Annotated in this window: 7 protein-coding genes; 2 read left to right on the top strand and 5 right to left on the bottom strand. The window is 39.4% G+C overall.

What is annotated here, in order from left to right; translation table 11 throughout:
- Positions 1-25 precede the first annotated feature (25 nt).
- Both CHB66_RS13610 and CHB66_RS13605 read right to left on the bottom strand, forming a co-directional pair.
- Positions 26-1,069, bottom strand: coding sequence for a YCF48-related protein (locus CHB66_RS13610; protein ID WP_089241870.1), 1,044 nt, complete (start codon positions 1,067-1,069; stop codon positions 26-28).
- Position 1,070: 1 nt separating this feature from the next.
- Positions 1,071-1,724: a Tll0287-like domain-containing protein gene (locus CHB66_RS13605; RefSeq protein ID WP_089241868.1), complete on the bottom strand. Its 654-nt coding sequence runs from the start codon at positions 1,722-1,724 to the stop codon at positions 1,071-1,073.
- A 178-nt stretch (positions 1,725-1,902) separates the two neighbouring features.
- Here CHB66_RS13605 and CHB66_RS13600 point away from each other — a divergent pair, with 178 nt between their 5' ends.
- Together CHB66_RS13600 and CHB66_RS13590 are read left to right on the top strand one after the other, a co-directional pair.
- Positions 1,903-4,713: a YCF48-related protein gene (locus CHB66_RS13600; RefSeq protein ID WP_089241866.1), complete on the top strand. Its 2,811-nt coding sequence runs from the start codon at positions 1,903-1,905 to the stop codon at positions 4,711-4,713.
- 225 nt (positions 4,714-4,938) lie between these two features.
- Positions 4,939-6,183, top strand: coding sequence for a cystathionine gamma-synthase family protein (locus tag CHB66_RS13590; protein WP_089241862.1), 1,245 nt, complete (start codon positions 4,939-4,941; stop codon positions 6,181-6,183).
- Between the two features lie 60 nt (positions 6,184-6,243).
- Here the strand turns inward: CHB66_RS13590 and CHB66_RS13585 are convergent, their stop codons facing one another.
- From CHB66_RS13585 to CHB66_RS13575, 3 genes are all read right to left on the bottom strand, one after another.
- Positions 6,244-7,641 carry an MltF family protein gene (locus CHB66_RS13585; protein ID WP_089241860.1) on the bottom strand — a complete coding sequence of 466 codons (1,398 nt, stop codon included), beginning with the start codon at positions 7,639-7,641 and terminating at the stop codon, positions 6,244-6,246.
- 167 nt (positions 7,642-7,808) lie between these two features.
- A complete protein-coding gene (locus tag CHB66_RS13580) occupies positions 7,809-9,152 on the bottom strand; it encodes a TolC family protein (RefSeq protein ID WP_089241858.1) in 1,344 nt (447 codons plus the stop codon).
- Positions 9,152-12,214 (bottom strand): efflux RND transporter permease subunit, encoded by a 3,063-nt coding sequence (locus CHB66_RS13575; protein ID WP_089241856.1) that lies wholly within the window; start codon positions 12,212-12,214, stop codon positions 9,152-9,154. The genes CHB66_RS13580 and CHB66_RS13575 overlap by 1 nt, the downstream gene beginning before the upstream one ends.

Raw genomic sequence — 12,214 nt, 5'->3', positions numbered from 1 at the left:
CCCCCAGTTTTTGTGGTTTATAAACTCAATAGACCAATCGTGCGATCTTTCCATTGGCTCCTGATGCCCAAACAGAGCCTTGGGCTTTATCCATAAATACCGCATGAAACCCTTCATCAGAAAACCTATCCCATGTCAATCCTCCATCTTTTGAATAATCAGAGCCATTAGGACCAACCGCTATAACCCAATGATATCGCGGGAAATAAGCCACTCCAGACCTATAGCCACTAGGCAAACGGTCGCTCTTCATTTTCCAACTACCATTTATTTGATCAGAAAGTATGACGTTTCTATCTGCTAGGTCTGGCTTTATATAATCACCCCCAACCGCAATCAAATTTTGGTTGTCTAATTTGGAAAGAGAGAAAATGCCTTGGGATGGTTCGCCCTGTAAAATCGGCGTATCATAGATTTCCCATTGATGGCCATCGTCAGAAGAATAAAATATTCGGCTTTTCAATCCGCCACTGGAAAATAAAACATAGTCTCTATCTACTAAAATGGTGGAACCACTTGCTGCAAAAGAACCTTCTCCTACTTCTGCCTTCGGACTGGAATCAAGCCATTTCCATACTTCTCCTTGATCCAAAGTTTCTAATACCATCCATTTTCCTCCTACAGGATCTCCTATTACATAGCCTTTTTGATCCTTAAAGAATGCTATCCCATCCAGAAATGCTTCGGTCGGCCCTTCATATTTTTTTACCCATGTTTTACCTGAATCTATGGTCTTATAAATTACAGCGGGCTGTCCTGCAGAAATAGCTATCGCTGTACTTGCACTCAGTCCTTCTATATCTCTGAAGTCAACAGTATCTAAGCCATCAATCACTCCTGAACTCCACGAATTTCCTCCATCAGTGGTGAGCAGCCAAGTTCCCTTACTCCCACTAGCCCAAATGATCTCTGAGGTCAGCGGAGAAAGTCCTCTTAGCGAAGCATTACTTGGGACATTAAACAACTCCCAGCCAGCTGGAATCTCTATGGAATTAGATACCTTATTAAAATTACACCCCCAAAGCATGGTAAGTGTTAGAAAAAGAGAAATTATTTTTTGCGCATTCATCTTAAAGTCTTTTGATCACTTCTGCTCTTGGAAGCCTGATGCTCCACATTCCCCTAAGGTCACCTATTTTATGCCCCTTAGCTTTGTCTTCTGGATATAATTCATTGATAACTTTCAATGTTTCATCTGTGATATCCTTACCTGGCTCTCCATGGCAATTTAGACATAGACTGTTAGGGATTTGAATTGCTTTGGTAAAAAGTAAAACGTCACCATTATCCAGTTTCTGTATATTGGGTTCATTTTTGATTCCATTCTCGGCGTTGTAAGCATAAGCGTCTAATATCACCTCCTCGTAATCTCTAACTTGGTCTTCTGGATTTCTGTAATCACTTGAGGCTCTACGAATGGCGACGTTATATTTTTCGCTTACTTCTGATAAAATTGGAAGTGCTTCTACATGACAAAAGCGGATAGCTTCTTGCACCCCATTTTCCGCTATTGCATTTTGTAAAGCTCCTATCAATTGTGTTTGCGCTTCAGAACTGATCTCCTCACCCCAATTCATTGCTTCTTCAATAATTTGAGACTCACTTAGTTTTTTGACCTCCATACTTCTATTGACATCATCAAAGACCTCTTTGCTGATTCTTTCATTAGAATTACAAGCCCAAACTGTGGTCGAAAATAAAAGAAGATAAAATATTTTTTTCATAGTGTGATTTTCTTTTTATAAAAATAGAACGAAAAAACCGTTTCTTAAAACCTTTAATGCTGTTTGTCTAAAGGTATGAAAATAAGCAAGCTAAGCTCCATGTAATCAGAATAAAATAACTTTAATTTGTTAGCAATAATCTTAATTTTGTAGTATAATACTCCTTAATCCACGTGATATGAAGAAGCTTTTACTTTTGATTTTAATTGTTTTTTTGGCAGAAATCCAACTCAACGCCCAAACTTGGAGGAGAGTAGGGGGCTGGGGCAATGAATTCACTGGCATCTCTTGGGTCAATGATGAAGTTGGGTTTATGGCTGGTGACAGAATCATCCTAAAAACAATAGATGGGGGACTCAGCTGGACTGAACAGCAAACTCCTGATGATACCAAAATGCACGGTGTAGATTTTTTCAATCAAAACATTGGGCTTATGGTAGGAGAAAATGGAACAGTTTTCAGAACAACTAACTCTGGTGAAACTTGGCAAAGAATCAAAATCAATACGGACGTTACTTTGAGAAAGGTTCAGTTTCTCACCCAAACCAGAGTCTTTGCAATTGGTGATAATGGTTTTTTTTATAGATCAACCAACAGCGGAGAATCATGGGCAAGACAAGACATAGGAACCAATGTCAATCTGTCTGCAATCTATTTTCCTAATCTAGATACGGGCTATGTGTCTATGGCTAATGGGAGGATTCTTCGTACGGTCAATCAAGGAAATAACTGGACACAACTCAATACACAAAATACTAACCCACTCAATGATGTATATTTCACTTCTGGTATGGTTGGGTACGCTGTTGGCAATAGGGGGGTAATCCTCAAAACAACTGATGCTGGCTCTAATTGGAATCAGGTCAATTCAGGGACAGAACGAAACCTATTAGCCGTTACTTTCAATAAAAGTAATGTTAATCTTGGAGTCATCACTGGCCAAACAGCCACCTTACTAAGGACTACCAATGCAGGTACTACCTTTGATGGAATCAACGTCAACAATACCCAAGATTACTTAGATGCTAGCTTTCGAGCCACGTCTAATGTAGTTTTCGCAGTAGGTACAAGTGGATTTGTGATCTCTTCTATCAATTCTGGTGGCTCATGGACTTTGAGATTATCAGGTAATAATGTGGATTATCTCGCAACACAATTCAGAACCGAAAATCTAGGATACATCACCGGGCCTGATGGAAGGGTATTTTCCACAAGCAATGGTGGTAATAGTTTAGTCGATCGATCTAGACCGCTTTCCATAGATTTCAATAACCTCTTCTTCACCACCAATGCCTTCGGTTACATTATTGGTAATGATGGAACTGCCCTACGAACAAGTAACTCAGGTGGTAACTGGACTTCACTCAATTTAAACACTACTGCAGATTTGAAAGGGATTTATTTTTTCAACAATAATATTGGCTATGTGGTGGGTGATGGAGGATTCATTACCAAAACCGAGAATGGTGGTATCAATTGGGTCACAGTTCAAGCTAGTAATACTACTACCAACTTGAATGAAATCTTGTTTTTTGACAATGCCTTCGGGATTGTCGTTGGTGACAATGGATTCATCAGTAGAACTGAGGGCGGCCAAGTATGGAACCAAATAACAAGTCCCCCCAGCTCCAACTTGATAGATGTAACCATATTGGATGACAGTACAGCAGTCGCTGTAGGTAATGCTGGCACAATTATTAAAACCACCGATAAAGGACTTACTTGGACTAGGATTACTACGGCATTCAATGGGGATTTTACAGGTGTGGATTTTCTTGACGAGTCAGTAGGATTTATCTCAGGTGCAAAAGGACTGATCCTAAGGACAATGGATGGTGGCGAAACATGGATTCAAATGCCTACTGGAACATTTCAAAACTTCACGGACTTGAGTTTTGGTTCACTGAGTATAGGGTATGCCGTGGGTAATCAAGGTACGCTTTTCCAGTACAGCTGTGCAGTTCCTGAGACACCAACCGTGATATTCGGAGAAAGTAACATTTGTATCAGTCAGCAAATCTATAATGTACAGAGCTCTGGCGAGCCTGGGGAAGTATTTGAGTGGAGAGTGGACGGGGGAACCATCCTCGAAGGACAAGGTAGCAATAGAATCGTGGTGAGGTGGGATACACCTGGTAGAAATGCAGTACTTGTCCGTGGTCAAAACGAATGTGGAAATGGAGGAACAAGAGGACTAGAAGTTCTCGTATCTGTAGAGCCTCAGGCCATTCCTGAAATATTTGGAGATGGGGTAGTTTGCCTTGGCAATGTAGTGCCTTATGAAGTGACTGACGTACCAGGAACTGAATTCGTATGGGTGGCCACAGGTGGACTTATCCGTGAAGGTCAAGGCACCGCCCAGGTAAATGTAGAATGGACTGGGCTAGGTGAGAGAAATTTGACAGTAACACCAAGAAATCCTTGTGGTAATGGTACAACATTCACTAAACCAATTGTGGTACAAAGCCCACCAGAAAAACCTTCAGAAATAGAAGGGCCTAAGTTTGTGGGATTATTAGAAGAGGAGTACGAAATCATTCATGTAGCTAACACCAACTATATCTGGACAGTAAGTGGAAATGGTGGTAGAGTCATTGCTGGTCAAGGAACGAATCGTGTCACTGTAAGATGGGAAAGAGAGGGGGATTTTGACCTTGCAGTTACCCCAATGAATAGCTGTAATACTGGAGCTGCAAGCACAATCAAAGTGAATGTAAATCTGATCACTAGCATAGAGGAAGAAAGAATCGTAGACAAATTTATCAATGTATTCCCTAATCCATCCAGAGGAGATATCAATTTGAAAACATCAGGTCTGTCCGATATCAGGTCTATTCAAATCATCAATAGCCAAGGACAAGTACTGAATGATGTTCGTCCTTCTCAAGGTATTTTCGAGTATCAAATCAAAAACTTACCACGTGGAGTTCATACTTTGATCATCAGAACAAGGGAAAAAGAATATTATAATAAGGTAATCATTCATTAACATAAATGGGGCATGAAATTCATGCCCCATATTTTTTAGACCTCTGCATAGTCAATCAAATTCCTTTGCGAAATATTATTCTGTTTTTTGATTTAAAAATAATAATCATACTTAAATTCAGAATTATTACAATTTTTATCAGTATCAATCAAAATATTATTTTGAAATCTTTCTTGATTTTACTTGAGGATTTTTGCTGTTTTGTATTCATAAACCCACATCAATATGACGAATAGAGAATTTCATCCAGAGAGTTTGATGATGACTCATGGATATAAGCCAGAGTTATCAGAAGGCGCAATCAAATGTCCAATTTTTCAAACCTCTACTTTTGTATTCAAATCAGCAGAAGAAGGAAAAGCATTTTTTGAAGTAGCCTATGGCCAAAGAGAAAAAGAACCAAATGAAGAACTAGGCTTAATATACAGCAGGCTCAACAATCCAGATTTACAGATCTTGGAAGAAAGATTGTGTCTTTGGGATGGTGCAGATGAATGTGCTGTATTCGAAAGTGGGATGTCGGCTATCTCCACGGTGATGTTGGAATTTCTAAGGCCAGGAGATATCATGCTCTACAGCAAGCCGGTCTACGGTGGCACCGACCACTTTGTCAACAAAGTCTTACCTCAATATGGCATCAAAGGCATTGGCTTTACAAGTACTCAAGAAAAAGATGAAATTCTTAGCTTAGTAAAAGGTCAAGAGGAGAAAGTCAAAATGGTCTATGTAGAGACTCCTGCCAACCCTACCAATGCACTTTTCGATCTTGAGGTTTGCAGAGCAGTAGCGGACAAATTAAGCGAAGCCGAGAAAGAAGTCGTAGTATGTGTAGACAATACATATATGGGACCCTTATGGCAGCACCCTCTAAAACATGGGGCTGACTTAGTGGTCTATTCTGCAACCAAATATATTGGTGGACATTCTGATTTGATAGCTGGAGCTGTGTTGGGTAAGTCTAAGCATATGGTCAGAGTGAGGACTTTGAGAACATTCTTAGGAAATATGGCAGGGCCATGGACGGGTTGGTTGCTAATGAGAAGTCTTGAAACACTTAAAGTTAGAATGACTCAGCAGGCTAGCAATACCGTGGAAGTAGCCAAATATTTAGAGGCTCACCCTAAAGTAGAAAAAGTCTATTACTTGGGGAACTTGGAGGAAGGTAGTAGGCAGCATGCTATATTCAAAAAACAATTGACTTCTGCTGGAGCCATGATTTCCTTTGACATCAAAGGAGGAGAAAAAGAAGCTTTCAAGTTTCTTAACAGCCTTAAATTAATGAAACTTGCAGTATCACTTGGAAGTACAGAATCACTAGCTGAGCACCCAGCTACCATGACTCACAGTGATGTTTCCGCAGAAGATCGTGCGCTTTTAGGCATCTCCGAGAAATTAGTCCGCTTATCAATTGGGGTGGAGCATTTCAAAGATATCATTTGGGATATTGAGCAGGCATTGGAGAAGGTCTAATTACCTTCCAATAAATAAAATAAAGAGCGGCTATCTTCAATAAGTTAGCCGCTTCCTATTTTAAGGCTCTACTAATACTCTATAAGAATTATACAATATCAATATGTCATCTACATAATTGACAGCAATGTGCCCTTTAGCATAGCCACTCTTCACGACTGGATCTCTGTAGTATTCTGGATCAGTTTTCAGCTTTAAAAAATGAGATACATTTTCCCAGTATTGTGGGTTCTTTCCATATTTTAAAGTCAATCTCCAAGCATCTTCAACATGGCCATGTCCGATATTGTAAGAGGCCAAGATGAATTTAATTCTTTCATTTGACTCAGGGATTCGCTCTCTCCAGAATTTATCTAGATATCTGAGAAAGTTTACTCCCCCCATCAAACTTTGGTAAGGATCATTGGCGTTTTCTACTCCAAAACGTTCCAAAGTCACTGGCATCAACTGTAAAAGCCCACTTGCTCCAGCATAAGAAGTGGCTTCTGGATCAAAAGCTGATTCTTTGTAAACCAAAGAAGCCAATAATCTCCAGTCCCATCCCAAAGTCTCAGCTGCTTTTTTAATGATCTCGTCATATTCAGATATGAGATTACCCCCCAAAGAAGAGAAAGCACTATTGGTTCTGTAATAACTATTTTTGGAATTGAGAAAGTATTTGGAATAAAGGGTCGCCAAATATCCTGATTTGGTTCTTTTGGTTACCCAATCATTGATGGCAACTTCCAATTGAGGTGCGTTGGTTCTAATTGCCCATCCTACAGGAGATTTTTCACTGATTTCAACGCTGATATCTAAGTCGTCATAATAGGTATTATTGACCATGGCGAGATCCTTGTCTGCTACAGTGTAGTCAATCTCCTTACTGAGTACTTTGGCAATCAACTCCTCACGACCTTCTCTCATTTCGACAACATTGAAATAGAGTGTACTATCTTGATGAAGGGCACAAAGCTGGGATTTATAGATAGCACCTCTGGGAACATGTATCGTTTTACCATGAAGTTCTTGAATGTGGGTTACTTTAGGGCCTGTTTTCCGCTGAACCAAAACTGTACTCATCTCTCCTAATGGCAAAGTGAAATTAGCGTATAGGCTCCTATTCTCAGACTGCTCCAAGTTCATAGCTATGATATCAGCTTGCCCCTTGTTGAGTAAGATAAATGCATCTTCTATGTCAGACTTGACTATAAGGTGTAGGCGAACACCTAAGTGACTCGCAAGGTTTCTAAGGAGTTCAAACTCGTAGCCCATTCTCCTACCCCTATAAATGTAATAGCTGGTGGATGAATTATCTACTATTGCCCTGATATAACCTCTTTTGACAATGTCATCTAAATCTAAAGTTACAGGATTTTCCCAAAAAGGGATTTCCTTTTCCTTTTGAAAAAAAGTGCATTGCACTCCAAAAACCAAAAGGATATTTAGTAAGATGATTGTCTGGAAAATTCTTTTCATGAACAAGCATTCATTGGTGATTAGTGCAAACTTACTGGGCACCAAGCACCACAATTAGCAAATAATATACCAATATTATATTTCAAAAAATAACGAAATGATGAAATAAAACACCAAAGCCCCTTCTCAAATCAAGAAGAGGCTTTCATAATATATGGTAAAATGTCCTAGTCGAGTAAATCTAAGCTATCATCACTATTCTGAAAATATATCTTACCAGACAATCGAAGAAGCTCAATTTCACTCTCTTTGATATTATATAAAGACGTGATCAGTCGATCCTCGGCAGTCAATAAGTTGACCTGTGCATCTCTAAACTCAAGATAATTTGCTATACCCAACCTAAACCTCTCCAATGCAATGTCTGCATTTTCAACGGCCACTTCATAATTCTTACGTTCAATTTCTAAAAGTCTCCTACTAATTTGATAAGCATTGTAAGCGCGATAGATATCGGAGGTCATCTGAACCTCAAACTGCTGAAGAGCTAGGTCAGTATTATATTTTTGAACTCTGGCACTTTGAATTCTTTTATTAAGCGCAAATCCATTGAACAAATTGAAAGAAATGTTCCCTCCATAATTGAAACCTTCGCGTTGGTTTTTGAGCAAAAAGCCTGCGTCAGAATTAAAGGTATTGTTAGAATACCCTCCACTTAAATTTATAGATGGAAGACGCTGCAACTGTAACTCTCTCAATTGCAAAAACGCTACATTCTCCTGTCTTTGCGCTACCAGAAACTGCTTGTTGTTTAAGTATGCATTTTCTACTAAATCGTCCAATCTCAACTCATCTGTAATCGTGATAGTATCTTTTACATAAAATTCTTGCTGTGGCAGAATCCCAAGTAATTCATTGAGATTGATACGAGCTACCTGAATCACCTGTTCTTGATTGACTTTGAGCGATAAATCGGAGTTGTAATCAACCTGAGCAGTCAGGTAATCTCTTCTTCCGGCACCACCCAATTCATACCTTGCTTCAGCTATATCGAGCCTATTTTTTGAAAATTCAAGTGTTTTTTCTAAAACCTGCTGTCTTTGTAGCTCCAAAACTAACCTATAATACGCTGAAGAAATCGCTGCAACAGTGTTTTCAACTGATACCTTAGCATCTAGTTCACTTATCTCTGCTAACTTCCCTAACCTACGCATAGTGACAATAGCTTCAGGATTGAAGCCATAAATTGCCGTAGTAGTAAAATTTTCGGTATCTGATTCGGCACCTAAGATTTCATTAGGTTCTGGCGCATTGACAAATTGCTGTTCAACATCTTCTACACTGTAATTCCTGGTGTAAACAGCGCTAACTTGAGGCAGGAATAAAGTCCCGAAACCAATCTGCTTATCATAATTGGCTAACAACACATTATTGACTGCGATTTTTACATCAAAGTTCTTCTCCAAACCAATCATGATCGCTTTTTCAAGATTGAGCTGCTCAGCATCTTGCGCATAAGAAATAATAGCTCCTTGAATAAGAAACAGGAGAATAAATAGTCTTTTCTTCATTATACTCTAGCTAATCTGCCTTTTTTGGAAGTGAGATATGTATAAATTGCTGGGATCACAAAGAGTGTTAAGATTGTAGAAAAAGCCAATCCTCCAATCACCGCAACCCCCATAGGAACCCTCCCCTCAGAACCTGCTCCTAAGGCTAGGGCTATCGGAAGAATACCCAAAATTGTGGATAAACTCGTCATCAAAATTGGCCTAAATCGAGCACTAGCAGCACCTATGATCGACTCATCGATGGACAATCCTTGTGCTTTACGTTGATTGGCAAACTCTACGATAAGAATACCATTCTTAGTCACCAAGCCTATAAGCATGATGATCCCAATCTGACTGAATATGTTCAATGTGAAGTCAAACAACCATAAGGATACCAAGGCGCCAAACAAAGCCAAAGGTACTGTAAACATGATCGTCAAAGGATCCAAGAAGCTTTCAAATTGCGCAGAAAGCACTAGGTAAATCAATACCAATGCAAATATGAATGCGAAAATCAAACTGTTTGAACTTTCTCTATACTCCTTTGATAAACCTGCCACATCTGTACTGAAAGATTCGTCCAAGACTTCATCAGCTATTCTATCCATTTCGTCTAGTCCAGCACCAATGGTATACCCTGGTGCTAGGTTAGCGGAAACAGTAGCACTTACAAATCTATTGAAGCGATAAAGTTGAGGAGGAGTACTTCTCTCTCTAATCCTGACAAGGTTGTCCATTTGAACCAAGGTCCCATTTTCAGCCCTTACATAGAGCGTCCTCAAGTTGATCGGTTCATTTCTATCCTGAATCTGCATTTCGCCTACTACTTGATATTGCTTCCCATTCATTATAAAATATGCAAAGCGCTGACCTGAATAGGAAAGTTGAAGTGTTCGGGCTATCTCTTGGACAGATACACCAATATTTCTAGCCTTATCTCTATCGATTTCTACTTCAATTTCTGGCTTAGTAAATTTCAAATTGATATCTGAGAAGCTGAAAACCTCGCTTTCACCGACTCTATCCATGAAAGTCGGTATGACCTCTTTCAGTTTTTCTAAAGTAGGTGCCTGAAGAACATATTGAACTGGTAGACCTGCTCTTCTATCCCCTATCGATGGTGGCTGAGTAACAAAAGCCCTTACTGAGGTGAATTTCTGAAGTCTCTGATTAACCTCTTCATAGATTTCTTGTTGTGTTCTTTCTCTTTCAGAAGCATCAGTGAGTATAAATCTTAAAAATCCTGAATTTGTACTTGCAGTACCAAAACCAGGCGAAGTAACAGAAATCAATCCTGCTCTTTCAGAATCTGGAATAGCTTCCTGAAACTCTTTTGTCATTTCATCCAAAACTCTATCCATATAGTCAAAAGTAGCACCCTCTGGCCCACTTAGATTGACTCTCATTTCTCCTCTATCTTCAATAGGAGCTAATTCCGTCGGGATTATATTGAACAATGAATAGATTCCAAACCCCGTCAAAATTACAATCAAAAATGCAATCCAACGGACTTTCATAAATGCTTCCAACAAAAAATTATATTTTTCATTTAACCAGACAAAAACAGGTTCAGAAATACTGTAAAACCAATTTTGTTTTTCTCTTTTTTTCAAAAGTCTAGAACTCAACATTGGTGTCATAGTCAAAGCTACAAAGGAGGAAATAATCACAGCCCCAGCTACAACCACACCAAACTCCCTAAACAACCTTCCTGTAGTACCTGTCAAGAAAATCACTGGTAAAAACACAGCAGCCAAGGCAACTGTAGTCGCAATCACAGCAAAGAAAATCTCCTCTGCACCTTTTTCAGCGGCGGTATCTGGATTTTCTCCTTTTTCTATCCGAGTATAAATATTTTCCAAAACTACAATCGCATCATCGACCACTAAGCCAATAGAAAGCACTATTCCCAGTAGTGTCAATACATTGATTGAGAAGTCCATGACATACATCAGGAAGAAAACTCCAATCAAGGATATAGGAATTGTCAATACTGGAATAAATGTAGTCCGCCAATCCCTCAAAAAGAGGAAAATAATCAAAACTACTAGAATAAATGCTGTGATGATCGTCTGCTGTACTTCTGAGATAGAAGACCTAATGAATCGAGTAGAGTCGAATCCAATACCTAACAAAACATCTTCAGGAAGATCTTTTTTGATAAATTCTAATCTTCTATAAAATTCATCGACAATCTCTATATTATTAGATCCAGGCAACGGAACTAGGACCACGCCAACCATAGGAATACCATCACGCTTCAAAACAGTCCTTTCATTGAGCGCAGCAAGTTCTGCTTTCCCTATATCTTGAAACTGTACGATGTTATTTTGGTCTTCTTTGATGATCAATTCATTGAATTCCTGAGGAGTGCTTAGTCTACTTTTTGTTCTTACAGATAGTTCTATCGCTGAACCTTCTATTCTACCCGATGGAAGTTCTACATTTTCACTTTGCACTTTACTTAACACATCCACAGGAGTGACACCATAAGAAGCCATTCTCAACGGATCCATTCTCAGCCTAATAGCATACTGCTTCTCCCCCCAAATCTGAACAGTACTCACCCCAGGTATAGTTTGAAGTCGTTCTTTGAAAATATTATTAGCCAGATCAGAGAGTTCTAGGAGGTTTCGCTTATTGCTCTGAACATTCAAAAACACAATCGGCTGAGAATCTGCGTCAGCTTTAGAAACAACAGGTGGATCTGCATCGGGTGGTAAATTTCTTTGCGCTCCAGAAACCTTGTCTCTCACGTCATTGGCTGCAGCTTCCAAATCACCACCTACATCAAATTCTACGGTAATATTACTCGTACCATCATTGGATGTGGAAGTCAAAGATTTGATACCTGCTATTCCGTTGATAGCTTCCTCCAGTGGTTCTGTGATCTGAGCTTCGATGACATCTGCATTGGCACCAACATAGGTGGTTCTTACATTGATCACAGGAGGATCCACACTCGGAAACTCCCTTACTCCCAAAAAGCTAATTCCGATGATCCCAAATAATAAAATCGTCAGGGACATGACAATTGCCAAAACTGGCCTTCTGATACTTATGGTAGATAAACTCGCCAT

It is taken from the genome of Belliella buryatensis, assembly GCF_900188245.1.
GTDB lineage: Bacteria > Bacteroidota > Bacteroidia > Cytophagales > Cyclobacteriaceae > Belliella > Belliella buryatensis.
The sequence above is the reverse complement of the archived record's forward strand: the minus strand, read 5'-3'. Positions and strand labels throughout refer to the sequence as shown.